The sequence below is a fragment of the Actinomycetospora flava genome, from assembly GCF_037400335.1.
GTDB lineage: Bacteria > Actinomycetota > Actinomycetes > Mycobacteriales > Pseudonocardiaceae > Actinomycetospora > Actinomycetospora flava.
In genome coordinates this window covers 291,177-313,558 of sequence record NZ_JBBEGM010000006.1, presented here as the reverse complement: position 1 = coordinate 313,558, position 22,382 = coordinate 291,177, and the positions used below count along the sequence as shown (strand labels likewise).

The 22,382-nt window shown below is 73.5% G+C and carries 26 protein-coding genes and 1 pseudogene; 17 read left to right on the top strand and 10 right to left on the bottom strand.

What is annotated here, in order from left to right:
* Nucleotide 1: 1 nt before the first annotated feature.
* Nucleotides 2–379 carry a hypothetical protein gene (locus WCD58_RS16745; protein WP_337704191.1) on the bottom strand — a complete coding sequence of 126 codons (378 nt, stop codon included), beginning with the start codon at nucleotides 377–379 and terminating at the stop codon, nucleotides 2–4.
* 121 nt (nucleotides 380–500) lie between these two features.
* A complete protein-coding gene (locus tag WCD58_RS16740; protein ID WP_337704190.1) occupies nucleotides 501–1,577 on the bottom strand; it encodes a glycoside hydrolase family 172 protein in 1,077 nt (358 codons plus the stop codon).
* Between the two features lie 98 nt (nucleotides 1,578–1,675).
* On the opposite strand from WCD58_RS16740, the gene WCD58_RS16735 reads away from it, so the two are divergent.
* Entirely contained in the window at nucleotides 1,676–2,254 is a 579-nt protein-coding gene (locus WCD58_RS16735; RefSeq protein WP_337704189.1) for a hypothetical protein, read from the top strand.
* Between the two features lie 3 nt (nucleotides 2,255–2,257).
* Here WCD58_RS16735 and WCD58_RS16730 read toward each other — a convergent pair whose 3' ends face one another.
* Nucleotides 2,258–2,947 carry a TetR/AcrR family transcriptional regulator gene (locus WCD58_RS16730; RefSeq protein ID WP_337704188.1) on the bottom strand — a complete coding sequence of 230 codons (690 nt, stop codon included), beginning with the start codon at nucleotides 2,945–2,947 and terminating at the stop codon, nucleotides 2,258–2,260.
* Nucleotides 2,948–3,029: 82 nt separating this feature from the next.
* Here WCD58_RS16730 and WCD58_RS16725 point away from each other — a divergent pair, with 82 nt between their 5' ends.
* Nucleotides 3,030–3,893: an SDR family oxidoreductase gene (locus WCD58_RS16725; RefSeq protein ID WP_337704187.1), complete on the top strand. Its 864-nt coding sequence runs from the start codon at nucleotides 3,030–3,032 to the stop codon at nucleotides 3,891–3,893.
* On the opposite strand, the gene WCD58_RS16720 is transcribed toward WCD58_RS16725, so the two are convergent.
* The gene (locus WCD58_RS16720; protein ID WP_337704186.1) at nucleotides 3,884–4,324 is read right to left on the bottom strand and encodes a DNA polymerase ligase N-terminal domain-containing protein; all 441 of its coding nucleotides are present in this window, start codon (nucleotides 4,322–4,324) and stop codon (nucleotides 3,884–3,886) included. The genes WCD58_RS16725 and WCD58_RS16720 overlap by 10 nt on opposite strands.
* A gap of 103 nt (nucleotides 4,325–4,427) precedes the next feature.
* On the opposite strand from WCD58_RS16720, the gene WCD58_RS16715 reads away from it, so the two are divergent.
* Entirely contained in the window at nucleotides 4,428–4,847 is a 420-nt protein-coding gene (locus tag WCD58_RS16715; protein ID WP_337704185.1) for an ester cyclase, read from the top strand.
* A gap of 3 nt (nucleotides 4,848–4,850) precedes the next feature.
* Here the strand turns inward: WCD58_RS16715 and WCD58_RS16710 are convergent, their stop codons facing one another.
* Nucleotides 4,851–5,675, bottom strand: a complete 825-nt coding sequence (locus WCD58_RS16710; protein ID WP_337704184.1) for an endonuclease/exonuclease/phosphatase family protein — start codon at nucleotides 5,673–5,675, stop codon at nucleotides 4,851–4,853.
* Between the two features lie 156 nt (nucleotides 5,676–5,831).
* Here WCD58_RS16710 and WCD58_RS16705 point away from each other — a divergent pair, with 156 nt between their 5' ends.
* The gene (locus WCD58_RS16705) at nucleotides 5,832–6,254 is read left to right on the top strand and encodes an ester cyclase (RefSeq protein WP_337704183.1); all 423 of its coding nucleotides are present in this window, start codon (nucleotides 5,832–5,834) and stop codon (nucleotides 6,252–6,254) included.
* Here WCD58_RS16705 and WCD58_RS16700 read toward each other — a convergent pair whose 3' ends face one another.
* Entirely contained in the window at nucleotides 6,255–7,514 is a 1,260-nt protein-coding gene (locus tag WCD58_RS16700; protein WP_337704182.1) for a ferric reductase-like transmembrane domain-containing protein, read from the bottom strand. It lies immediately after the preceding gene.
* Between the two features lie 92 nt (nucleotides 7,515–7,606).
* On the opposite strand from WCD58_RS16700, the gene WCD58_RS16695 reads away from it, so the two are divergent.
* Nucleotides 7,607–7,975 carry an NUDIX domain-containing protein gene (locus tag WCD58_RS16695; protein WP_337704181.1) on the top strand — a complete coding sequence of 123 codons (369 nt, stop codon included), beginning with the start codon at nucleotides 7,607–7,609 and terminating at the stop codon, nucleotides 7,973–7,975.
* A gap of 76 nt (nucleotides 7,976–8,051) precedes the next feature.
* Here the strand turns inward: WCD58_RS16695 and WCD58_RS16690 are convergent, their stop codons facing one another.
* A complete protein-coding gene (locus WCD58_RS16690; protein WP_337704180.1) occupies nucleotides 8,052–8,567 on the bottom strand; it encodes an RNA 2'-phosphotransferase in 516 nt (171 codons plus the stop codon).
* Nucleotides 8,568–8,612: 45 nt separating this feature from the next.
* Between WCD58_RS16690 and ligD the strand changes: the two genes are divergently transcribed.
* The 3 genes and pseudogenes from ligD to WCD58_RS16675 all read left to right on the top strand — a co-directional run.
* Nucleotides 8,613–9,506 carry a non-homologous end-joining DNA ligase gene (gene ligD, locus WCD58_RS16685; protein WP_337704179.1) on the top strand — a complete coding sequence of 298 codons (894 nt, stop codon included), beginning with the start codon at nucleotides 8,613–8,615 and terminating at the stop codon, nucleotides 9,504–9,506.
* 148 nt (nucleotides 9,507–9,654) lie between these two features.
* Entirely contained in the window at nucleotides 9,655–10,848 is a 1,194-nt protein-coding gene (locus tag WCD58_RS16680; protein WP_337704178.1) for a cytochrome P450, read from the top strand.
* A gap of 108 nt (nucleotides 10,849–10,956) precedes the next feature.
* Nucleotides 10,957–11,835, top strand: a pseudogene (locus WCD58_RS16675) (DUF2332 family protein); the annotation flags it as partial.
* A gap of 157 nt (nucleotides 11,836–11,992) precedes the next feature.
* Here WCD58_RS16675 and WCD58_RS16670 read toward each other — a convergent pair.
* Nucleotides 11,993–12,553, bottom strand: a complete 561-nt coding sequence (locus WCD58_RS16670; protein WP_337704177.1) for a TetR family transcriptional regulator — start codon at nucleotides 12,551–12,553, stop codon at nucleotides 11,993–11,995.
* Nucleotides 12,554–12,639: 86 nt separating this feature from the next.
* On the opposite strand from WCD58_RS16670, the gene WCD58_RS16665 reads away from it, so the two are divergent.
* Entirely contained in the window at nucleotides 12,640–13,530 is an 891-nt protein-coding gene (locus WCD58_RS16665) for an SDR family oxidoreductase (RefSeq protein WP_337704176.1), read from the top strand.
* A 60-nt stretch (nucleotides 13,531–13,590) separates the two neighbouring features.
* On the opposite strand, the gene WCD58_RS16660 is transcribed toward WCD58_RS16665, so the two are convergent.
* Nucleotides 13,591–14,955 (bottom strand): MFS transporter, encoded by a 1,365-nt coding sequence (locus WCD58_RS16660; protein WP_337704175.1) that lies wholly within the window; start codon nucleotides 14,953–14,955, stop codon nucleotides 13,591–13,593.
* 100 nt (nucleotides 14,956–15,055) lie between these two features.
* Between WCD58_RS16660 and WCD58_RS16655 the strand changes: the two genes are divergently transcribed.
* The 8 genes from WCD58_RS16655 (at nucleotide 15,056) to WCD58_RS16620 (ending at nucleotide 21,190) form a co-directional block, all read left to right on the top strand.
* The gene (locus tag WCD58_RS16655; RefSeq protein ID WP_337704174.1) at nucleotides 15,056–16,261 is read left to right on the top strand and encodes an alpha/beta fold hydrolase; all 1,206 of its coding nucleotides are present in this window, start codon (nucleotides 15,056–15,058) and stop codon (nucleotides 16,259–16,261) included.
* Complete coding sequence (locus WCD58_RS16650) at nucleotides 16,258–17,064, top strand: N-acyl homoserine lactonase family protein (protein ID WP_337704173.1); 807 nt, start codon at nucleotides 16,258–16,260, stop codon at nucleotides 17,062–17,064. The genes WCD58_RS16655 and WCD58_RS16650 overlap by 4 nt, the downstream gene beginning before the upstream one ends.
* Nucleotides 17,061–17,948, top strand: a complete 888-nt coding sequence (locus tag WCD58_RS16645; RefSeq protein ID WP_337704172.1) for an NAD(P)-dependent oxidoreductase — start codon at nucleotides 17,061–17,063, stop codon at nucleotides 17,946–17,948. Before WCD58_RS16650 ends, WCD58_RS16645 begins: the two co-directional genes overlap by 4 nt.
* Nucleotides 17,945–18,334, top strand: coding sequence for a cupin domain-containing protein (locus WCD58_RS16640; protein ID WP_337704171.1), 390 nt, complete (start codon nucleotides 17,945–17,947; stop codon nucleotides 18,332–18,334). The genes WCD58_RS16645 and WCD58_RS16640 overlap by 4 nt, the downstream gene beginning before the upstream one ends.
* A complete protein-coding gene (locus WCD58_RS16635) occupies nucleotides 18,331–18,726 on the top strand; it encodes a carboxymuconolactone decarboxylase family protein (protein ID WP_337704170.1) in 396 nt (131 codons plus the stop codon). Before WCD58_RS16640 ends, WCD58_RS16635 begins: the two co-directional genes overlap by 4 nt.
* Complete coding sequence (locus WCD58_RS16630) at nucleotides 18,723–19,631, top strand: NAD(P)-dependent oxidoreductase (protein ID WP_337704169.1); 909 nt, start codon at nucleotides 18,723–18,725, stop codon at nucleotides 19,629–19,631. Before WCD58_RS16635 ends, WCD58_RS16630 begins: the two co-directional genes overlap by 4 nt.
* Nucleotides 19,628–20,389, top strand: coding sequence for a carboxymuconolactone decarboxylase family protein (locus WCD58_RS16625; RefSeq protein WP_337704168.1), 762 nt, complete (start codon nucleotides 19,628–19,630; stop codon nucleotides 20,387–20,389). Before WCD58_RS16630 ends, WCD58_RS16625 begins: the two co-directional genes overlap by 4 nt.
* Before the next feature lie 132 nt (nucleotides 20,390–20,521).
* Entirely contained in the window at nucleotides 20,522–21,190 is a 669-nt protein-coding gene (locus WCD58_RS16620) for a GntR family transcriptional regulator (RefSeq protein ID WP_337704167.1), read from the top strand.
* Here the strand turns inward: WCD58_RS16620 and WCD58_RS16615 are convergent.
* Complete coding sequence (locus tag WCD58_RS16615) at nucleotides 21,187–22,212, bottom strand: sensor domain-containing diguanylate cyclase (RefSeq protein WP_337704166.1); 1,026 nt, start codon at nucleotides 22,210–22,212, stop codon at nucleotides 21,187–21,189. The genes WCD58_RS16620 and WCD58_RS16615 overlap by 4 nt on opposite strands.
* Between the last annotated feature and the right edge of the window lie 170 nt (nucleotides 22,213–22,382).

Below are 22,382 nucleotides of genomic sequence, written 5' to 3'. Positions count from 1 at the left end.
GTCAGGCCGGCACCTGGTCGGCCGACACCGCGCGCACGCCGCCGTCGACGAGCACGAGGTGGTCGTGGCCGGGCTCGCGGACGAGGATCGCCTCCTCGATCTGCGCGAGCAGCGACTGCAGCGAGGCGGCCTCGGCGTCGTCGAGGGCGTCCGGGTCGTCGTCGAGCGACGGGCGGTCGCCGGGGGCGAGGCCCTCGTCGTCGCAGACGTGCTTCGCGAGGCGCTGCGGGCAGACGTGCAGGCGGACGGCGGGGTCGACGGGCTCGCCGTCGAGGTCGATCAGGTCGACGGATCCGCGCGCCTCGGACGCGACACCGTCCAGGTTGGCGCGGAAGCCGAGGGCGGAGAGGAAGCGGTCGTAGCGTTCCTGGTCATCCATCGCATACCTCCGTGGGTCGGGCTCTCGATGGTGCGAGGAGGATGCCCGACCCTGCCAGCTCGGAGGGGTGTGACCCTCGACCTATGGCGGGTGACGTCGGTCGCCGGGTGCGTCCCCTCACCTACGGATGGGGGAGGCGTTCCTCCACCGGCGCCAGGTCGAAGGTCCTGTGCGGCTCGGCCTGGTACCAGTAGGCGACGGACGACCAGTCGTCGCTGCGGCGGTTCGCGTGCCCGTGCTCGATGCTCACGCGGATCGAGCGCTGGAAGACGACCGGGTCCTCGATGTGGAACCGGTACAGGCTCACCGGGCCGCGCCAGTTCTTCCCCCCGGCGAGCGTGACCCCGTGGTACGGCGCCGAGTAGGTCTGCGTCGGGCACCAGGCGGTGTTGACGTAGTCCTCGGTGCCCGTGCCGTGCAGGGTCGGCGGCCACACGTCGCCGTCGATGAAGATCATGTCGTCGCCCTCGCCGTACCAGTTCCAGCGGCGGGTGCGGCGCCGGTTCTGGATGTTCAGCACGCAGCCGACGTAGTGCCCGTGGCCCTCGGCCTCGAGGATCGTGTAGTTGTCAGTTCCTGTCAGGTTCGTGCCGTGGAACTGGTAGGCGGCGTTCGAGGGGCCGGGTCGGACGCCCTGGGTGAGCTGCCGGCGCCACTGGGCGTGGAAGCGGCCGACGTCGTCGCCGACCTCGTCGAGCTCCTCGTAGTCGACGTAGAAGTAGACGAGCACGTCGGCGTCGTCGACCTCGCTCGTGATCTCCATCCGCGCCCCGGACCCGAACGGCATCGCGAACCAGCAGTTGAACGCCTTGCCGTCCTCCGGGCTCATCTGCAGGGGCAGCGAGACGAAGTTGGTCGTCTTCCCGTGTCCGACGCCGAAGAAGTCGCCGAGCGGGACCGCGACGCTCGGGTGCTCCTCGCCGTCCCACCAGGCCTTCAACGTCAGGCGGCGGAGCAGGTCGTCGGCCTTCGCCAGCGGTCGGCGCAGCGACGGCGGGGCGGCCACGGTGACCCAGAGGTGGGTGACGACGCCGGCGCCGGTGACGTCGAGCAGCGTCGCCGTCTCGCCGGGGCGCAGGGTCTCGCGGTCGTCGTTGCCGCCCGTGCGGTCCCAGCTCGACGACCGCCGGCGGCGGGTGCGCCGCAGGCGCGGGAGATCGCGCAGGCTCGAACCGTGGGGGCCGTAGTCGACGGTCATGGCACCAGCGTCCCCGGCAAACCGCACCGGAACTCGATGGAACCGCTCGTCTCCCGAGCGAGTCAAAGCCGTGTGACGACTCGTGGCAGAAGGAGGCGATGGAGATGTCGACGGCGGAGGAGTTGGAGGAGACCGCTCTGCTCGGCAGGGTGCGGGCGCAGGTGTTCGCTCTCCAGCTGATCGAGAAGGGGTTGGTCCCGGCGATGGCGACCGGGGACGTGTGCGAGCTCGCAGTGTCGATCGAGGACTGGAACGTGGTGGAGGTCCCCGACGACGGCATGGAGTACCTGATCACCGATGACAACAGCTTCTCAGTGACCCGTGGACTCCTCCGAAAGGAATCGGGTCCCGGCCCCGAGGACGGGCAGCTGCGCGTCGATACCTGTGGGCAAGGCTTCCTGCTGGGCGGCTCGGCGAGGAGCTACCCGCCGGCGGGCAGTCCGGTCTACATCGAGGGCTACGTCTCCGTGGAACCCATGAGGATGCCGATGTTCGGGTTCGACAACCCCCGAGCGTGGCCGATGCGACGCCCGTGGAAGGTCGTCGCACTGCACCGCGAGCTCCTCCCGCGGGGCGGTGTTGGAGGGCGGAAGCCCGCGATGCCGATCGAGCGACTGCCGAACCCCGCGGACGTGGACACGGGGAGCTACTACTTCGCGGACCTCGTGCTCCCGTGAGCGTCAACGACCGGCGGCGGTGATGCGGTCGAGCCACTCGCGCAGGACGCCGAGCTCGGCCGGGCTGAGGGCGTCGACGTCGGGGAGCGCCGCCCGGAGTGCCGCGGCCGCGGGCACGGGGCCCGGGTCCGGTAGGGCCGGCGCGTCCGTCGTGATCGCCGCGATGACGGCCTCGCGCGCCGACTCGGCGAGGTGGGGGTCGCGCTGGTCCTCGGGGGTGCTGATCAGCGTCAGCGTCGTGCCCTCGCCGACCGCGCGCACGAGTCCGACGGCGCGCTCCTCGGGCACGCGCAGGCGCCCGGACTCGGCGATCCGCCGGATGTGCTTGCCGAGGACCTCGACGGCGGCGGTCGCCGCCGGTGACCCGGGCGCCGAGCTCGCGTACATCAGCCGGTAGAGCGCGGGGTGGGCGAGCCCGAGGCCGACGTGCAGGTCCCAGCCATCCCGAAGGTCCTGCACCGGGTCGTCGCTCGGCTGCGTCGCCGTCTTGCTCGCGAGGTACGAGGCGAAGCCCTGCGCAGCGACGGCGTCGAGCAGGCCCTGCTTGTCGCCGAAGAGCCGGTAGATCGTCGGGGCCTGGACGCCGGCCGCGGCGCTCACCGCGCGCGTCGACACCGCGTCGGGACCGTCCTGCTCGAGCAGGCGCAGGGCGGCGGCGACGATGCGACCGCGGGGGCCGTCCTCCGTCTCCATGCTCACAACGGTAGCGCTCGTCTGCTTCCAGTGATAACAACAGTGCTAGCGCACAGCTGTTATCACTGGAAACGGAGAAGTCATGATCGTTGTCACCGGAGCGAGCGGACAGCTCGGCCGCGCCGTCCTCGAGCGGCTCCTCGAGCGCGTGCCCGCCGCGGAGATCGGCGCGAGCGTGCGCGACCCGGAGAAGGTCCGGGACCTCGCCGAGCGCGGCGTGCGGGTCCGTCGCGGCGACTACACCGACCCCGCGAGCCTCGCCGAGGCGTTCGAGGGCGCGTCGCAGGTGCTGGTCGTGTCAGCGAACGTGCTGGGGGAGGAGGCGCTGCGCCAGCACCGCACGGCCATCGAGGCCGCCGTCGCCGCCGGCGCCCGACGCGTGCTCTACACGAGCCACATGGGCGCCGACCCGACCTCGCCGATGGCCCCGATGCCCGACCACGCCGCCACCGAGGACATGCTGCGCAGCTCCGGCGCGGCCTGGACGTCGCTGCGCAACGGCTTCTACGCCTCGACGGTGCCGATGCTGCTCGGCGCGGCGTGGCACACCGGGGAGCTGCGCGTCCCCGACGACGGGCCGGTCGCGTGGACCACCCACGGCGACCTCGCCGACGTCGCGGCCCTCGCCCTCACGACCGACCGGTTCGACGGGACCACCCCGCCGCTCACCGGGCCGGAGGCGCTGACCATGGAGGACGTGGCCGCCCTCGCGTCCGAGGCGGCCGGGCGGACGATCCGCCGCGTCGTCGTCTCCGACGACGAGTACGTGGCCGACCTCGCGGGCCACGGCGTCCCGGAGGTGGCCGCCCGCATGCTGGTGACGATGTTCGCGGCGAGCCGTCGCGGCTCCTTCGCTCCCGTCGACCCGACGCTGGCTCGGGTGCTCGGCCGTCCGGCGACGCCGTTGTCGGAGGTGCTGGCCGCGGCGGTGCCGGCTCAGGCGTAGTCGTCGTTCGTGCGCCCGGTGAGCACGGAGCGGTCGTCCGGTGTGGAGGGGCCGGTGTCCTCGTTCCGGGTCTTGATCAGGAGCCAGTCGTCGCCGCGCGTGCGGATGAAGGCGTAGCCGCCGCTGAGCTTCTCGCCGTGGAGGACGACGGTGAGGTGGCCGTTCGCCAGCGCATCGGCCGCGGTGCCCTCGGTGCGCAGGTCGTAGGTCCCGGTGTCCCAGACGATCACGGTGCCGGAGCCGAGGCGGCCCTCGACGTCGATGTGGTCGAGGGCATGGTCGTCGACGCGCTTGGCGAGGCGGCGCTGCGCCGGGTCGGTGGACGGGCCCTTGGGCACCGCCCACGACACGAGCACGCCGTCGATCTCCAGCCGGACGTCGAAGTGCAGCGTCGAGGCGTGGTGACGCTGGACGACGAACCGATCCGGCATGGGGTCCATGGTGCGGGAACTACGAACTGACGCTGCGTGGCGAGGGGTCCAGCCTGGCTCTCCGGGCGCGGACGGATGCGCCCCCGAAGCGAGGAGCGGCGAGGTGTCGACCCAGCAGAACAAGGAGCTCGTGCAGCGGCAGTTCGACGAGATGTGGAACGGCGACAAGTGGGACGCGCTCGAGGAGATGTTCGCCCCGGACTACGTCAACCACGACCCCTACAACGGCGACCAGGGCTCCGGCCCCGGGAGCTTCAAGACCCGCGTGCAGGCCTACCGCGGGGTGCTCGCGGACTTCGACCTCCGCGTGGAGAGGCAGCTCGCCGAGGGCGACCTGGTCGAGACGTTCTGGTCGCTGCGCGGCACCCACGCCGGCGAGATCGAGAACACGGCGCCGACCGGTCGCACCGTGATGTTCGAGGGGCAGCTGCTCAGCCGGATCGAGGACGGCCGTTTCGTCGAGGAGTGGGTCAACTGGGACACCCTCGGCTTCCTGCGGTCGATCGGCGCGCTGCCGTCCTGACCCTCACGGAGCGCGGACGTCGGCGACGAGCGGGCGGTGGTCGGACGCCGTGACTTCCGGGACCTGTAGCGGGCCGACCGGGGCGAGCCCGCGCAGGAAGATGTAGTCGATCTTCCCGCGGTCCGTGGTCGCGTACCGCCCGGCCGGGTCCACCTCGGCGAACCCCTGTCGCAGCGGCGCCAGCTCGGGCTCGGCGGGGCCGACGTTGAGGTCGCCGAGCAGGACCGCCGTGCCGGGGCGGGCGGCGCCCTCGGCGAGACGTCGGAGCTGCTCGGACTGCACGCCGGCAAGGCCGATGTGCGCGTTGTAGACCGCCACCGGCCCGGACGGTGTCGTGACGTCGACCGACAGGTAGCCGCGCTGCTCGTCGCGCGCGTCGGGCGGGAAGGTGACGATCCGCGGCGGGCCCACCGGCAGCCGCGAGAGGATCGCGACGCCGTAGAGGACGTCGTCCGGGCCGGTGTCGCAGGCGGGGCCGAGCGCGGAGTTCACCGGGGCGTTCGCCTCGGCGGACGACGGCGGGCGGATCGGGCCCTGCACCACCCGGTACTCGAGCCCGTGGTCACGGCGCAGGAGGTCGACGAGCTCGTCGGCGTCGCGGGTGCAGACCTCCTGGAGCGCGAGGACGTCGGGGCGCAGGCCCGCGACGACCGGCGCCCACTCGTCGGGGTCGTGGCCGCCGGTCTGGACGTTCCAGGTCATGAGGCGGAGGTCGCCGGTCGGGGGAGCCGGCGGCGTGGGCTTGGTGCAGGCGGCGGTGAGGACGAGGAGCGCGGCGAGGCCGCCGAGCATCCGCCGCCAGTGCCGCACGCCCTCATCGTCGTCCACCGGCCGGCTCGCCGGCGCAGTGCCCACCGGCTGCAGTTCGCCGGTGCAAGCCCTGCGACCTGATGGCCGATCGACCGGGCGCGAGCGCGGCCCCACCCTGTGACGGGCTGACCAGCGCGTCCGATATGTCGGACCGTCCGAGGGGGGACCACAGCCATGGCCGATGCCGCTCAGATCCGTGACCTCATCAAGCGCCTCGAGGACGCGATGAACTCACGCGAGCTCGCACTGCTCGACGACATCGTCGCCGACGACTTCGTCCGGCACTGCCAGGCGACGCCCGACTTCGACGTCCGGAGCCGCGAGGACTTCAAGGAGTTCCTGCGCCAGAACACGGCGTCGTTCCCCGACAACGTCCAGACCTTCGTGCAGGTGGTGGTCGAGGGCGATCGCGCCGGCATCTGGACCACCTACGAGGGCACCCAGGAGGGACCGCTCGGGCCGTTCCCGGCGTCCGGGAAGAAGGTGTCGTTCGACTTCGGCGGCATCTTCCGCGTGGAGGACGGCAAGCTCGCCGAGCTGTGGGTCACGTGGGACAACATGGTGATCCTCGGGCAGCTCGGACACCTGCCGGGCTGATCAGCCGAAACGTTCGGTGATGATGGCGCCCGAGGGGACGCCGAGGCTGCCGAGCCCGTGGATCGCCGCGCCGACCAGCGGCGGGGGCCCGCAGACGAAGTACTGATGGCTGGGCGGGCTGCCGTCCGGGAGCACCGCCTGGAGCATCCGCGCGTCGAGCCGCCGCCCGCCGGTGCGCAGGACGGAGAGGTCGAGGCGCCGGGACAGCGCGAGGATCTCCGCGGCGAACAGCGCCTCGCCCTCCCGTTCGGCGAGCAGCAGGGCGTGCGCGCGGGGGTCGGCGGCCGCGGCGTGGGCGCGCAGGATGCTCATGATCGGGGTGACGCCGACCCCGCCGGCGATGAGCACCAGGCCCCCCGAGGCGTCCGCGGGCACGAACGCGCCGTGCGGGCCGTCGACCCACACCCCGCGTCCCGGTTCGAGGTCGAGCAGGCCGCCGCTGAACGGGCCCTGGTCGCGGACCGTCAGCTCGAGGACGCCCGAGCGCGTCGAGGCGGCGATGGTGAAGGGGTGCTCCTCGGCGACCGGCACGCGGCGCAGCCGCACCCACACGAACTGGCCGGGCTCGGGCGCCGGGTCGAGCGGCGGCCCGGCGGGGGCGAGCACGACCGTCGAGGTGTCGCCGGTCTCGGGACGGATCGCCGAGACCAGGTACGCGCCGCGCCCGAGCGCGGGACGAACGACCCAGCGCCGCAGCAGGATCACGAGCGTCACGACGCCGAGCGCGGCCGCCGGGACACCGATCAGCGGGTTCACAGCCAGGCTGCCGAACAGCCACACGTGCGCGCCGGTCAGCAGGAGCACGCCGACGCCGAGCACCGCGTGGACGCGGGCGACCTGCCCGTACCGGCGGACGCGCTTCAGCGGCAGCACCACGGCCCCGACCAGCAGGAGCGCGGTCGCCGCGATCCCGGTCCTGAGCGGCCAGCCGACGGCGAAGGGGTCGAGCAGCGCGAGGCCGCGCGGGGAGTGGGCGACGGCTGCGATGACGTGGGCGATCGTGAAGCCGGCCGCCGCGACACCGAGGCGACGGTGCAGACGGTTGCCGAGCTCGACGCCCAGCAGCCGCGTCAGCCCCCGCACCCGCGAGACGAGCACGACGATCAGCGCCATCAGCACCGCGCCGACCAGCCCGAACGCGCTCGCCCAGGTGACGGTGTCGCCGAGGCGCGGCGACGCGACCGACAGCAGGAGGGCCACGAGCGGCATCAGCAGGAGCATCCCCAGCCCCATGGCCCACGCCCGTCCGCGCTCGGTCATGTCCGCGGACGCTAGGGACGCGCTGCGACGCCGTGGTGTCGTTCGGTGACGGCGTGACCTTTTCGTGACCCTCGGTCGGCGATGATCGGGGCGTGGAGGTCATCGCTCGGGCGATCGTGGTCCGCGAGGGTGCCGTGCTGCTGATGCAGGAGCTCGCCGCCGGCTACTGGTTCTTCCCCGGCGGGCACGTCGAGGCGGGCGAGACGCCGGAGGTCGCGCTGGTGCGGGAGCTGCGCGAGGAGCTCGCCGCCGGCGCGACGGTCGGGGAGCGGCTGGGGGAGCTGTCGAACACCTGGGAGCAGCACCACGAGATCAACCACGTCTTCGCGGTCATCCTCGACGTCGAGGACCCGGTCAGTCAGGAACCGCACCTGGCCGCCGGGTGGCATCGAGTCGAGGACCTGGGCGCGGTCGACGTCCGGCCGCGGGCGCTCGCCGACCTCGTGGTGTCGTTGCGCTGAGTGCGGCGTGTCGCTTCCGCGAGGATGTGGCGCGCCTGGCGTCGGACGCCAGCGATGCCGCATCGCTGGTACGTCCTCACGCGCGGCGGAGGTAGCGCGGGTCGAGGTCGTCGGTGAGCCAGGTGTCGTCGTTGCCCACGCGGAACACGGCGCCGTCGGCGGCCGCCGCCCGCGCGTCCACGACCAGCACCACCGGGCGCCCGTGCCGCGCGCCGACCGCGCGGGCCGTCGCCTCCGACGGCGAGAGGTGCACGTACTGCCGCCCGCCCGGGTGCAGCCCGTCGCGCAGGATCGCCTCGACCGTGCCCGCGGCCGTCCCGTGGAACAGCACCGGCGGCGGGTCGCCGGCCGGCATCGTGATGTGTCCGGGCAGGGAGTGCCCGTACCGCGCACGGATCCGTCCGTCGGCGAGCTCGAAACGTTGCTTCGACCCGTGGCGCACGACGTCCTCGACGTCGGCCACCGACACCTCGAGCGCCGCGCACAGCGCCTCCACCGGCGTCCACCCCGCCCCGTCGAGGACCAGCCCCACGCGTGCCGGGTCGTGGCGCAGGGCGCGGGACATCCGCTTCGAGAGCCGCGTGCGATCCACGCGGGCAGGGTTTGTCGCGCGGCCGGGAGAGGCAAACGCGAGGGCATGAGCGGCGAGACGGTCGAGGGCGTCGAGGTCACGCACCCCGACAAGGTGCTCCTGCCCGCGCGCGAGGGCGGCGAGGACGTCACCAAGGCCGACCTCGCGCACTACTGGGAGGCGATCGCCGCGACCGTGCTCCCGCACCTCGAGGGTCGTCCGCTCACGCTGCAGCGCTTCCCCGACGGGCTCGACGCCGGCGGGTTCGTGCAGCAGGACGCCGGGCAGCGGGCGCCGAAGGGCCTGCACACCGTCGACACCCCGCGGCGCGAGCACAAGAAGGGCGGCGACGACGTCGTCCACCACCCGGAGGTCGCCGAGGCCGCCGACCTCGTCCGGCTCGTGCAGTTCGGGACCGTGGCGCTGCACGGGTGGAACGCGGTCGCCGGGTCGCTCGAGCACCCCGACCGTCTGATCGTCGACATCGACCCCGCCGACGACATCGACCTCGCCGGCATCCGCGACGTCGCCCGCGCGGTGCGGGCGGCGGTCGAGGGGTGGGGGCTGGTCGCGTTCCTGCAGTCCACGGGCAGTCGCGGGTACCACGTCGTCGCGCCGCTCGACGGCGGCGCCGGCCACGACGACGTCCGGGCCGCGGCCGTCGAGATCGCCGAGGCGGTCGCGGCCGACCATCCCGACGACCTGACCACCGAGGTCCGCAAGGACGCCCGCCACGGCCGGACGTTCCTCGACGTCGGCCGCAACGCCTACGGGCAGACGGCGGTGATGCCGTACTCGCCACGTGCCCGGCCGGGCGGACCGACCGCGACGCCGCTGGCGTGGGACGAGCTTTCCCGCGTCGCCCCCGACCAGCACGACGTGCGGTCCATCCCGCGCCGGCTGGCTCGGAAGGCCGACCCGTGGGCGGGGCTCCGAGACCACGCTCGCCCTCTGCGCTGACCGAGCGGGCGGAGTTCCTGACGTTGAGCGTCAGCGTGGCCGCCACGCTGAGACACCGCGTGCCTCGACGGGATCGCCGTGCGGGTGCAATCCGGAGGATTCGGTCAGGGGACGGGCGCGGGCTGACCAGGCGGAGCACCATCGGGACATGGCCGAGCACTGGACGGGCGAGGTGGCCACGCAGCGGGAGGGCTTCTCGCTGCTGGCGGAGATCGAGGCCCTGCGCGCGTCGGGGGAGACGGCGCAGGTGACGACGCCGTTCGGGCACCAGGCGACGATGGTCAGCCGCTACGCCGACGCCCGCGAGCTGCACGGCGACCCGCAGCGCTTCCGGCTCGACGCGGTGCCGCCGCCGCCGGCGATGGTCGCTGCGGGGCGGGACAAGGTCGAGTGGCGGCGCCGGCAGGCCGGCAACCTGCTCGGCCAGGACCCGCCGGACCACACGCGGCTGCGCCGGATGCTGACCGGCGAGTTCACGGTCAAGCGGATGAAGCGGCTGGTCCCACGAGTCGAGGAGATCGTCATTGAGCATCTCGACGCGATGGAGAAGGCCGGGGCGCCGGCCGAGTTGGTCGACGACTTCGCGCTGCCGGTGCCGTCGATGGTGATCTGCGAGCTGCTCGGCGTCCCGTACGACGACCGCGCCGAGTTCACCGAGCGCAGCGCGAAGTCGCTCGACAGCACGATCACCGCGCCCGAGCGGATGCGCCTCGCCGACGCGTCCCGCGCCTACATGTCGAGCCTCGTCGCCCGCCACCGCGAGGCCCCCGGCGACGACCTGCTCGGCATGCTCATCCGCGAGCACTCCGACGACATCACCGACGACGAGCTGATCGGGATCGGCAACCTGCTGCTCGTCGCGGGCCACGAGACGACGTCGAACATGCTGTCGCTGGGCACGCTCGCGCTGCTCGAGCACCCCGACCAGCTCGCCCGCGTCCGCGACGACCCGGACGCTGTCGACGGGGCGGTCGAGGAGCTGCTGCGGTTCCTGACGGTCGTGCACGGCGGCTTCCCGCGCGCCGCGACCGAGGACACGACGCTCGGCGGGCACCCGGTCGCGGCCGGCGACCTCGTGATCGCCTCGCTCACCGCCGCCAACGGCGATCCAGCGCTGCTCGAGCACGGCGAGACGCTCGACATCACCCGCCCGCCGTCGCCGCACCTGGCCTTCGGCCACGGCATCCACCACTGCCTGGGTGCACCGCTGGCCCGCATCGAGATGCGCGTGGCGTTCCCGGCCCTGCTGCAGCGGTTCCCGGGCCTCCGGTTGGCGGGGGAGCCCGAGTTCCGCCACCGCACCCTGATCTACGGCCTGCACCGGCTGCCGCTCGCCTGGTGATCGGCAACGAGCCCGAGCTCGGGACCGCGGAGAACTACCGCCGGTTCGGCGCGTCCCAGGCCCGCGGCCGCAGCCCGTTTTACGAGGAAGACCGCCGGCGTCGCCGACGACCCCGAGCTCCTCGCGTTCCTCGACGGGCTCCCGCCCGGGAAACGCCAGCCCAACCTGCTGCTCGCGACGGTCCGGTACCTCGCCGGCCTCCAGCCCGACTACCCCGCCTTCCGCGCGGTCGTCCTCGGGCGTCGCGACGAGGTCGCGGCGACGATGCTCGCCCGGCGCACGCAAACCAACGAGCCGGCCCGCTGCGCCACGCTCCTTCCGGCGCTGGCGGCGCTGGCGGCGCTCGACGGTCCGCTCGCGCTGCTCGAGGTGGGCGCGAGCGCGGGCCTGTGCCTGCTCCCGGACCGCTACGGCTATTGCTACCGGCTGCCCCGGGGCGCCGAGGTCCGGATCGACGGCTCGCCCCTGCTGACCTGCGACGTCCGCGCCCCGGCACCGATCCCGCGGCAGGTGCCGACGGTGGTCTGGCGCGCTGGGATCGACCTCGACCCGCTCGACGTCGCCGACCCCGACGACCGGCGCTGGCTGGAGTGCCTCGTCTGGCCGGGCCAGCCCGAACGCGTCGAGCGCCTGGCCGCCGCGGCCGGGGTCGCGCGGGCCGACCCGCCCCGGATCGTGCGCGGGGACCTCGTCGACGAGCTCCACGCCGTCGCCGCCGGCGCGCCACCCGGGGCGACGCTCGTGGTGTTCCACTCCGCGGTGCTGACCTACCTGCCCGTGGACCGGCGGGCCGCGTTCGCGGACGCGGTCCGCGCGCTCGACGCGGTGTGGCTCGCGAACGAGTCGGCGAACGTGCTCGCCACCCTGCCCGCCCCGCCGCCCTCGGAGCTCCCGGCGCCTCCGCCCGGCCCGGTCCCGTTCCTGCTGGCCCGCGACGGGCGCGAGCCGCTGGCCTGGGTCGACGGGCACGGCACCTGGTTGCAGTGACTGGCCTGACCCGCGCGGTGTGACGGAGCCGGTTCTCTCTTCAGATGATGCTTCGAAATCCGAAGCGTTCTCCTGAAAGAGCCGATGTCGTCGTCGAAGGGGCGTGCTCGAGCCCCCTCGAGCTGCCCTGATCTCCGGGCGGCTCCCTGGCGGACGGTCAGGCGAGGAGGGACCGCAGCTCGCCCAGCACCGCGCGCAGGATCCCCGCGAGTGGGCGCTCCTCGCCCTCGGCGATCCACGTCGCGAACCCCACCCGGAACACCGCGACGCCGCTCTCCGCGGCCAGGGCGGCGGCGGTGGGGTCGATGCCGCGCTGCGCCAGGGCCTGGGTCATCGCGGTCGCCAGCTTCGAGAGCTTGAGCAGCTCGCGCTCCTGCAGGCCCGGGTCGGCGTCGATGACCTCCTGCCGCGCCCGGGACCACGCGCGCCGGTCGTCGGGGAAGAACGCGGTCGCGCCGTCGAGGGCGGCCGCGACGACGGCCATCGGGTCGTCGCCGCCGGCCTCCTCGATCCCGGCGACGAACAGACGCTCGAACTCGTCCTGACCGGCGAAGAGCACCTCGCGCTTGTCGGCGAAGTGCCGGAAGAACGTCCGCTCCGTGAGACCCGCGGTGGCGGCGATCTCGGCGACGGTCGTGCCGTCGAAGCCCTGCGCGGCGAACCGCTCGAGGGCGGCGGCTTGCAACCGCTCGCGCGCTCCGGGCTTCCAGCGGACCATGCTTGCAGACTACTGATGACAGCGGCTGACATCGAGGCGTACGGTCATGTCAGTACCTGACATGACGCTAGAGGAGGCCACGCGAGATGCGTGTTTTCGTCACCGGAGCCAGCGGCTGGATCGGCTCCGCCACCGTCGACGAGCTGCTCGCCGCCGGACACGAGGTCGTCGGGCTCGCCCGTTCCGACGGCTCCGCCCGGACGCTCGAGGCGAAGGGCGCGACGGTCCTGCGCGGCGACCTCGACGACCTCGACGCGCTGCGCCGGGGAGCGGCGGACGCCGACGGGGTCGTCCACCTCGCGAACAAGCACGACTGGAGCAACCCGGCCGAGTCGAACCGCGCCGAGCGCGCGTCGGTCGAGGCGCTCGCCGAGGAGCTCGCCGGCAGCGGGCGCCCGCTCGTCCTGGCGTCCGGCGTCGCCGGGCTCGCCACGGGACGCCCGGGCACCGAGGCGGACCCGTCGCCGGCGATCGGCCCGGAGTCGCCGCGCGGCGGGGCGGAGAACCTCGCGCTCGCCTACGTCGACCGTGGCGTGCGTGTCGTCAGCGCCCGGTTCGCGCCGACCACCCACGGGCACGGCGACCACGGATTCATCGCGCTGGTCACCGCGGCCGCGCGCCGGCACGGGGTCGCCGCCTACGTCGGCGACGGCTCGGCGCGCTGGTCGGCGGTGCACGTCGCCGACGCTGCGCGCCTCGTCCGACTCGGGCTCGAGCAGGCGCCGGCCGGGACGCGGCTGCACGCCGTCGGCGAGGAGGCGATCCCGACCCGGGAGATCGCGCAGGCGATCGGCGACGTGCTCGGCGTGCCGGTGACGTCGGTGGCGCGGGAGGACGCGGTCGAGCACTTCGGGTTCATCGGGATGTTCTTCGCGATGGACATGGCCGCGTCGAGCGCGCACACCCAGCGGGTCTTCGACTGGACGCCGACGGGCCCCGGCCTGCTCGCCGACATCAAGGCCGGGGCGTATGCCTGACGGCATGTGAGTGGAATGGGTCGCCGGGGCGACCCATTCCACTCACCTGGGCGGAGCCCATCACTCGAAGTCGACGTCCTTCGTCTCGGGGCCGGCGGCCGCGCCGGCGGCCCCGAGCAGGCCGCCGAACGCGAGCAGCACGAGCACCGCCACCGCGTAGGGCATGAACGCGCCGAGGCCCTCGAGGTAGAACGCGTAGAACGACGGGGTCACGACCGACACGCTGAACCCGAGCCCGAAGCCGGACGCGCGCACGTCGGTGCGGAACCGCTCGGTGATGTAGGGCAGCACCACGCCCCACGGCGCGGTCACGACCACCGAGAACACGCAGACGACGAGGATCACCAGGCCCAGCGGGAGGTCGCGACCGTTGACCAGCACGGCCATGAGCGCGACGCCGACGGTGGCGATCGCCAGCCCGCCGACCACGAAGAACCGCCGTCGTCCGAACCGCTGCCCCAGCACCCCGGCGCCGATGTAGCTCCCGACCAGGCAGACGTAGGCGAGCAGGAGCGTCACGGTCAGCTCGGTGTTGGTGAGGCCGACGAGGTTGCGCAGAACGGTCGTCGGGAGGAAGAGCGTGACGAGGTTCTGGGTCAGCCAGAACCCGGTCATCATCGCGAAGACCTGCAGGAACGTCGGGCTGCGCAGCACCGCGAGCAGCGGCCGGCCGGCGCCGCCCTGCGAGGTGCCCTCGGACTTCGCGGCCTCGGCGGCCTCCCAGATCTCCGACTCGGAGACGCTGCGGACGTAGTAGACCGCGAGGACGAAGGCCAGCAGCGCGCCGAGCACGAACGGGACGCGCCAGCCCCACACCGCGTACGGCGAGTCCGGGCCGGCCAGCGGGAACAGCGCGAAGCACGCGAGCGCGACCAGGTTGATCGCGATGTACGCCAGCGGGAACGCCGACAGGATGATGCCGCCGAGCAGTCCGCGGCGGCTCTTCGTCGAGTACTCCATCGCCAGTGGCAGCGCGCCGGTGTAGCCGCCGCCGAGGCAGATCCCGTCGAGGAACCGCAGCACGATGAGCAGCCAGTACGACGCGATGCCGAGCGTCGTGTAGCCGGGGACCAGGGCGATGAGCAGCGTGATCACGCCGAAGCCCGTCACCGAGATGATCGTGCTGCGGCGGCGCCCGACCCGGTCGGCGAGCGCACCGAACACGGCCGCACCGATCGGGCGCCCGACGAGCGTCGTCACGAACACCAGCGACGTGAAGATCGCCGCCGTGCCCGGGTCGAGCTGTGCGGGCTGGAAGTAGAGCAGCGCCGGCGTGAGCACGACGGTCGGCAGGTAGATGTCGAACATGTCGACGAACTCGGCGAAGAACGCGCCACGGGTCGCCGACTTCCGCTTGGCCGCGCGCTCGGGGCTCTCCGGCACGGCGGCGGTGGTCACCGACCCGGTCGGCTCGTGACTCGTCATCGAGACCACTCCTTATGTCTGGCTGTCAGACAATCGAGAACGTAGGGTCGCCCACAGCGACACGTCAACCACACGGGGTCTCGACGAGGAGGCGCGCACGGTGCTCGACACGGACTCGCTGACCGACGATCTGCTCGCCGGACTCCCGCCCGGCCCCGACTGGAGCCTGCTGCTGGAGATCGGCCCCGAACGCCACCTGATCCGCGTCGTCGACGGCTCCCTGCGTCTCGAGGGCGCGCCCGGGATCAACGCCACCTGGGACGTGGGCTTCGCGGTGTCCGACGCGGAGTGGGCCGACTTCTGCGCCGACCCGCCGCCGCGCGGGGCGACGTCGGCGCAGGCGCTCGTCGCCACCCGGGGCAGCGAGCGGATCACCGGCCGCCGCGAGGTCTGGGCCCGCGCGGCCCCCGCGATCGACCGGTTCCTCGACGCCCTGCGCACCACCGAGCGCAAGCCGCGCCCCGACCCGACGCCTCCAGCGCCCGGGTTCGGGCCGAGCGTGGGCCGCTACCTGCACCTCTCCGTCGACGGGGTCGGTCGGCGGATCTTCGTCGAGACCGCGGGCGAGGGACCGCCGCTGCTGTGCCTGCACACCGCCGGCGCCGACTCCCGCCAGTTCCGGGGCCTGCTCGAGGACCCCCGCGTCACCGACCACCACCGGGTCATCGCCTTCGACATGCCCTGGCACGGACGCTCCGACCCGCCCGACGACTGGCAGCACCGCCGCTACACCCTCGACACGGCGACCTACGCGTCCACGGTGCTCGCGGTCGCCGACGCCCTGGCACTCGACCGCCCGATCCTGCTCGGCTGCTCGATGGGCGGGGCGATCGCGCTCTACCTCGCCGCCGAGCACGGAACGCGGTTCCGCGGGGTCTGCGCGCTCGAGGGCGGGCTCGGCAGCCCCGGGCGCTTCGTCGAGTGGACCCACCGCGCCGACGTCGACCACTCCGGCTTCCTCGCCAGCTGGGTCGGCGGGCTCATCGCGCCGTCCAGCCCCGAGGGCCCCCGCGCGCGGACGCTCTGGGGCTACGCCAGCAACGGGCCCGGCGTCTACCAGGGCGACACCGCGTTCTACTCGATCGACTTCCCGCCGATCGCCGCCGACCTCGGCCGCGCGACGTGCCCGCTGCACGTCTTCAGCGGCGAGTACGACTACTCCGCGACGACCGAGATGAGCCGTCGTGCCGCCGAGCAGCTCGGCGGTGAGCTCGTCGTCATGACCGGCCGCGGGCACTTCCCGATGTCCGAGGACCCCGAGGGGCTCCTCGAGTACCTGCTCCCCGTGCTGGAGGAGTTGCGATGACCAACGAGGTGCTCGCCGTCCGCTACGGCACCCGCACGACCAGCCGCGCCGAGAGCTACCTCAACTGGCACGTCTACGGCGAGCCCGACGAGGCCTTCCGCATGGACTACTTCTTCTGGATCGTCCGCGGCCACGGGCGCACGACGGTCGTCGACTGCGGCTTCGACCCGGAGGTCGGGCGGCGGCGGGGCCGCGAGGTGCTCGTCGACCCGGTCGAGGCGCTGCGCGCGCTCGGCGTCGACCCCGCGGGTGTCGACCGGCTCGTGGTCAGCCACGCGCACTACGACCACATCGGGAACCTGTCGCACTTCCCGTCCGCCGAGATCGTCATGACGGCCCGGGAGCTGGCGTTCTGGACGGGTCCGCACGCCGAGCGGGTGCAGTTCGCGCACTCGACCGAGAAGAACGAGATCGCCGACCTCGCCCGCGCGGACGCCGAGGGCCGGGTGACGACGTTCTCCGGGGTGTGCGAGGTGGGCGAGGGGTTCTCGCTGCTCGAAGTCGGCGGGCACACGCCGGGCCAGCTCATCGGCCGCGTCGACGTCCCGGGCGGCGAGGTCGTGCTCGCGGCCGACGCGCTGCACTTCTACGCCGAGCTCACCGAGGACCGGCCGTTCTTCGTCGTCGCCGACCTCGAGGCCATGTACGCGGGCTTCGACACGCTGCGCGACCTCACCGACGTGCCCGGCCGCGTGCTGGTCGCCGGGCACGACATCGACGTCGGGCGCCGCTTCCCCGGACGCCTCGAGGGCACCGGCATCGACGACCTCGTGATCCGCCTCGACGTGGAGGAGCAGCGATGACACCGGTCGGCATGATCGGCCTGGGCAACATGGGCGGGCGCATGGCGCGCCGGCTCGTCGACGCCGGGTGGGAGGTCGTCGGGTACGACCCGGTCGCCGGCGCGGAGGGCGTGACGAAGGCGGCGAGCCCGGCCGAGGTCGCACAGCGGTGCTCCACCGTGCTGCTCTCGCTGCCCGACTCCACGGTGGTCGAGCCGGTGGTGCGCGACCTGCTCCCCGCGGCCGCACCGGGCACCACCGTCGTCGACCTCTCGACCGCCTCCCCGGAGTCGACCGTCGCGCTGGCGCGCGAGGCCGCCGCGCAGGGGGTCACCTACCTCGACGCCGGCATCTCCGGCGGTGCGGCGGCCGCCGAGAAGGGCACGTTGACGATCATGGCGGGCGGCGACGCCGCGGTGCTCGACGCGATCCGGCCCGTGCTCGCGCCGCTGGCCGCGACCGTGCACCACCTCGGGCCGGTCGGCGCCGGGCACACGGCGAAGCTGCTCAACAACTTCCTCAACGCGGTCACGCTCGCCGCGACCGCCGAGGTCATGGTGGCCGGGCAGCGCGCCGGGCTGGACCTGCGCACCCTGCTCGCGGCGATCAACGGCGGCAGCGGGCAGTCGTTCGCGTCGAGCAACCGCTTCCCGCGCATCGTCGAGGGCGACTACCTCGAGGGCGGGCTGACCAGCCGCCTGATGACCAAGGACGTCACCCTCTACACCGAGCTGCTCGCCCGCCTCGGCGTCCCGTCGCTCAACGCCGCCGGGCCCGTCGCCTCCTTCGGGATGGCCGCGCACCTCGGCTACGGCGACGTCATCTCCAACCGTGTCGTGGACGCCCTCGGTGATCTCGCCGGCGGCGTCCGCATCCAGCAGCCCGCCACCCAGGAGGCCTCGTGAAGATCGTCCACGGACGCGCCGACGGCGCCGTCACCGAGGCGCGCAGCGCCACCTTCACCGGCACGGTGTGGGGCGACCCCGTGCTGCCGACCACCGACGGCACGACGATCAACTCGGTGACCTTCACGCCGGGCGCGCGCACGTTCTGGCACCACCATGAGCGCGGCCAGATCCTCGTCGTCACCGCCGGCACGGGGTGGGTGTGCACGCACGGCGAGGCGCCCCAGCCGCTGACGGTCGGCGACGTCGTGTGGGTGCCGCCGGGCGAACGGCACTGGCACGGCGCCGGCCCCGGCTCGATCATGACGCACCTCGCGACCTCGCTCGGCACGACGACCTGGCTCGACGAGGTCTCCGAGGACGAATACGGGCAGGCCGGGCGGTGAGCGGCTCCAACGGCGACGACCCCCGCTTCGAGCGGGGCCTGGCGGTCCGCAAGGAGGTCGTCGGCGAGGCCCACGTCGAGCGGTCGATGGCGCAGGTCACGGAGTTCTCCCGCCCGATGCAGGAGTGGGTCACCCGCGCCTGCTGGGGCGAGGTCTGGGACCGGCCGGGGCTCGACCGGCGCACGCGCAGCCTGCTCAACCTCGTGATGCTCACCGCGCTCGGGCGCTCCCACGAGCTCGCGGTGCACGTGCGCGGCGCGCTGACGAACGGGTGCACCACCGAGGAGATCCAGGAGTCCCTGCTGCAGGCGGCCGTGTACTGCGGCGCGCCGGCGGGGCTGGAGGCGTTCCGGGTGGCCGAGAAGGTGCTGGCCGAGGAGGGGCGGCTGTGACCACCCCGATCATCACCGTGGGCTTCGTCGGTCTCGGGCACATGGGGATGCCGATGGTGTCGCGGCTCGTGGACGCGGGCGTCACCGTCCGGGCCCACGACGCGTCGGCGGACGCGCGGGGGGCGTTCGCCGACGCGGTGCCCGGCGCGACGGTGGTCGGCTCGGCGGGCGAGACCGCCACGGGCGCCGACGCCGTGCTGCTGTGCCTGCCGGACTCGGACGTCGTCGAGGCGGTCGTGGGCGAGCTCGATGCCGCGCGGGTGATCGTCGACATGAGCTCCTCCGAGCCGCTGCGGACGCGGGCGCTCGCGGCATCGCTGGCCGAGAGCGGGCGCGTGCTGATCGACGCCCCGGTGTCGGGCGGCGTCTCCGGGGCACGCGCCGGCACCCTCGCGATCATGGTCGGCGGGCCGGACGACGTCGTCGCCGACCTGCAGCCGGTGCTCGCGGCGATGGGCCGCCCGCGCCACGTCGGCCCGGTCGGCGCCGGGCACGCGCTCAAGGCGCTGAACAACCTCATGTCCGCCGCGCACCTGCTCGCCAGCTCCGAGGCGGTGCTCGTGGGCGAGGAGTTCGGGCTCGACCCCGCGGTGATGCTCGAGGTGGTCAACGGCTCGTCGGGGCGCAGCGGCTCCACCGAGAACAAGTGGCCGAACCACATCCTGCCCGGCACCTACGGCGCCGGGTTCGGGATCGGCCTCATGGTCAAGGACATCCACATCGCCCTCGACCTCGCCGGGAGCACCAGCGTCCCCACACGGCACGCGGCGGCCACCGTCACGGTCTGGGACGAGGCCCTCGCCGCGCTGGGACCGACCGCCGACCACACCGAGATCGCCCGCTGGCTGCGGGAGACGAAGCGGAGCGGAGCTCGACCCGGCAGAACAGAGAAGGGGCCGTCATGACGCTCACCGACGAGCAGCAGGCGATCAAGGACGAGTTCGTCCGGGTGCGCGGCACCTGGGGCGAGCCCTGGGAGCGGATGCTCGAGCTCGACCCGGCGTTCGTGCGCGCCTACGTCGACTTCGCGGCGGTGCCGTGGCGCCGCTCGCCGGGGGCCCTCTCGCCCAAGGTCCGCGAGCTGCTCCACATCGCCGTCGACGCCGCCGCGACCCACCTCTACACGCCCGGCGTGCGCCAGCACGTCGCGGCCGCGCTCGACGCCGGGGCGACGCCGGCGGAGATCATGGAGGTCCTCGAGCTCACGAGCACGCTGGGCATCCACGCCGCGAACATCGGAGTGCCGCTGCTGGTCGAGGTGCTCACCGAGGAGGGCCTGCGCGACGGGCCGGCGCCGCTCGACGAGCGCCAGGAGCAGCTCAAGGCCGAGTTCACGGCGACCCGCGGCTACTGGCACGCGTTCTGGGACGAGATCCTCGAGCTCGACCCGGACCTGTTCGAGGCCTACGTCGCGTTCTCCTCGGTGCCCTGGCACACCGGCACGCTGGAGCCGAAGGTCAAGGAGCTCGTCTACTGCGCGTTCGACGCCTCGGCGACCCACCTCTACGTGCCGGGGCTGAAGCTGCACCTGCGCAACGCGCTCGGCCACGGCGCGACCGTCGCGGAGATCCTCGAGATGTTCGAGATCGCCAGCGTCGTCGGCATCCACGCGGCGACCACGGCCACACCGATCCTGGCCGAGCTGGCGGGGGAGCGGTCGTGACGGTGGCGGGCAGGGCGGCTTCTTTTCCGGGAGAACGCTTCGGAAATCGAAGCACTTTCGTGAGAGAGAACGCGCCCTCCCGCGCCGTCCTGCTGGGCTGAGCGGCCCGCAGGACCGTGGGACCATCGCGTGGTGACGTCGGTGTGGGGCTCCGAGCCGCTGCCGCGGGTCGCCGCGCCGCTGCGGGAGCAGGCGACCGACCGCGTGCGCGCGGCGATCCTCGACCTGCGGCTGCGCCCGGGCGAGCGGTTGATCGAGCGCGAGCTCACCGAGAACCTCGGGGTCTCGCGGGCGACGGTGCGCGAGGTCATCCGCCAGCTCGCCGCCGAGGGCCTGGTCACCGTCGTGCCCCAGCGCGGGGCCGAGGTCACGTCGCTGTCGGCGTCCGACGCCGCCGACATCTACGAGATGCGCGCCTCGCTCGAGGCCCTCGCCGTGCGCCGGTTCGTCCAGCGCGCTGACGACGAGCAGGTGCGCGCGCTGCGCGAGGCCGTCGACGGGATCGCGCGCAGCGCAGAGGGCGACGGCGACCACCTCGGCGCCAAGGACCGGTTCTACGAGGTGCTCATGGAGGGCTCGGCGAGCGGGCCGCTCCAGCAGACCCTCGCCGGCCTGCAGGCCCGGGTGCGGCTGCTGCGCGCGACCTCGCTGTCCGCACCGGGCCGTCCGGCGCGCGCCGCGGAGGAGCTGCGCGCCGTCGTCGACGCCATCGAGGCCCGCGACGCGGACGCGGCCGCCGAGGCGTGCGTGACCCACATCCGCCACGCCGCCAAGACCGCGACGGCGCAGCTCACGGGTTAGGCGGTCGACAGGTCCGGGGGCTGCTGGCGGGGGTTCGGGACCCCGCGGGCACCACCGCGACGGGCGCGCTTGTCGGCGTACATGATCGAGTCGGCGTCGGCGCACGCACCGGGGAAGCCGCCCGCGACCGTGAACGGCGCGGAGCCGATCGAGCAGGGGACGCCGGCGGAGTCCAGGGCGTCGCGCAGGCGCTCGACCAGCTTCTGCGCGTCCTCGACGCCGACCTGGGCGACCAGCGCGAACTCGTCGCCGCCGAGGCGCGCGAGCGGGTCGGTGCTGCGGATCGTCGAGCGCAGGACCGCGGCGCAGTGGCGCAGGTGGCGGTCGCCGGCGTCGTGGCCCTCGGTGTCGTTGACGACCTTGAGGTTGTCGAGGTCGAGCATCACCACCGACGCGGGGTCGCCGAAGCGGCGGAACCGGTCGTCCTCGCGGTGGAGCCAGCGCTCCCAGCCGCGGCGGTTGAGCAGCCCGGTCAGCGCGTCGGTCTCGGCGTCGCTGACCGCCCGCTCCAGCGCGCGGGCGGAGTCGACGGCGGCCGTGTCGGCCTCGAGGACCGACGACAGGAGGCTGGACAGCAGGTCGAGCAGCGGCTCGCGGTCGACGACCTCGGGGTCGACCGGGCTGCGGTTCATCCCGACGACCGTGCCCCACAGGCCGCCGTCGCCGGTGACGATCGGGGTGCCGACGTAGGTGCCGACCTCCATCCCCTGCGCCGCGGCGTCCGAGGCGATCCGCGCGAGATCGGGGACGCGCCGGGTGTCGGGGACGATCCGGGGCGCCGAACCGGCCACCATGTACTGGCACATCGAGCTCGACCACGCCGCGCTCTGGCCCGCCGTGAGGCCGTACGCGGAGTCGGTGGTGACGAGCATCGTCTGGTGGCCATCGGCGACCCGGGTGACCGCCCAGGCGTCGAGCGGGACCTCGCGCGCGAGGTAGTCGACCACCATCCGGCAGGCCGCGTCGAAGGCCCGCGGCGGTGTCAGCCCCGCCGCGACGCGCAGGTCCTGGGTGGACGTCACGATTCCTCCCCCCGGCAGATGCGGCCCTCCCGACCGCTGCCGTCCGTCCAAGTGTGGCCACTTCTCGTGTACCCCGAGCCACCAGGTCCCGCTCATCACCCGACGTGGGGATCGGATCACCCCGTTCGCGGTCGACGTGACGCGTGGTGAGGAGAGTCGTCGTGGGCTCT

Bases quoted from the DNA above. Each gene is read 5' to 3' on its own strand.
- WCD58_RS16735 (WP_337704189.1), top strand. From the start codon at position 1,676: ATGGAGATGTCGACGGCGGAGGAGTTGGAGGAGACCGCTCTGCTCGGC.
- WCD58_RS16730 (WP_337704188.1), bottom strand. From the start codon at position 2,947: ATGGAGACGGAGGACGGCCCCCGCGGTCGCATCGTCGCCGCCGCCCTG.
- WCD58_RS16665 (WP_337704176.1), top strand. From the start codon at position 12,640: ATGCGTGTTTTCGTCACCGGAGCCAGCGGCTGGATCGGCTCCGCCACC.
- WCD58_RS16720 (WP_337704186.1), bottom strand. From the start codon at position 4,324: ATGCCGGATCGGTTCGTCGTCCAGCGTCACCACGCCTCGACGCTGCAC.
- WCD58_RS16745 (WP_337704191.1), bottom strand. From the start codon at position 379: ATGGATGACCAGGAACGCTACGACCGCTTCCTCTCCGCCCTCGGCTTC.
- WCD58_RS16705 (WP_337704183.1), top strand. From the start codon at position 5,832: ATGGCCGATGCCGCTCAGATCCGTGACCTCATCAAGCGCCTCGAGGAC.
- WCD58_RS16725 (WP_337704187.1), top strand. From the start codon at position 3,030: ATGATCGTTGTCACCGGAGCGAGCGGACAGCTCGGCCGCGCCGTCCTC.
- WCD58_RS16650 (WP_337704173.1), top strand. From the start codon at position 16,258: ATGACCAACGAGGTGCTCGCCGTCCGCTACGGCACCCGCACGACCAGC.
- WCD58_RS16680 (WP_337704178.1), top strand. From the start codon at position 9,655: ATGGCCGAGCACTGGACGGGCGAGGTGGCCACGCAGCGGGAGGGCTTC.
- WCD58_RS16645 (WP_337704172.1), top strand. From the start codon at position 17,061: ATGACACCGGTCGGCATGATCGGCCTGGGCAACATGGGCGGGCGCATG.
- WCD58_RS16660 (WP_337704175.1), bottom strand. From the start codon at position 14,955: ATGACGAGTCACGAGCCGACCGGGTCGGTGACCACCGCCGCCGTGCCG.
- WCD58_RS16670 (WP_337704177.1), bottom strand. From the start codon at position 12,553: ATGGTCCGCTGGAAGCCCGGAGCGCGCGAGCGGTTGCAAGCCGCCGCC.
- WCD58_RS16700 (WP_337704182.1), bottom strand. From the start codon at position 7,514: ATGACCGAGCGCGGACGGGCGTGGGCCATGGGGCTGGGGATGCTCCTG.
- WCD58_RS16625 (WP_337704168.1), top strand. From the start codon at position 19,628: ATGACGCTCACCGACGAGCAGCAGGCGATCAAGGACGAGTTCGTCCGG.
- ligD (WP_337704179.1), top strand. From the start codon at position 8,613: ATGAGCGGCGAGACGGTCGAGGGCGTCGAGGTCACGCACCCCGACAAG.
- WCD58_RS16740 (WP_337704190.1), bottom strand. From the start codon at position 1,577: ATGACCGTCGACTACGGCCCCCACGGTTCGAGCCTGCGCGATCTCCCG.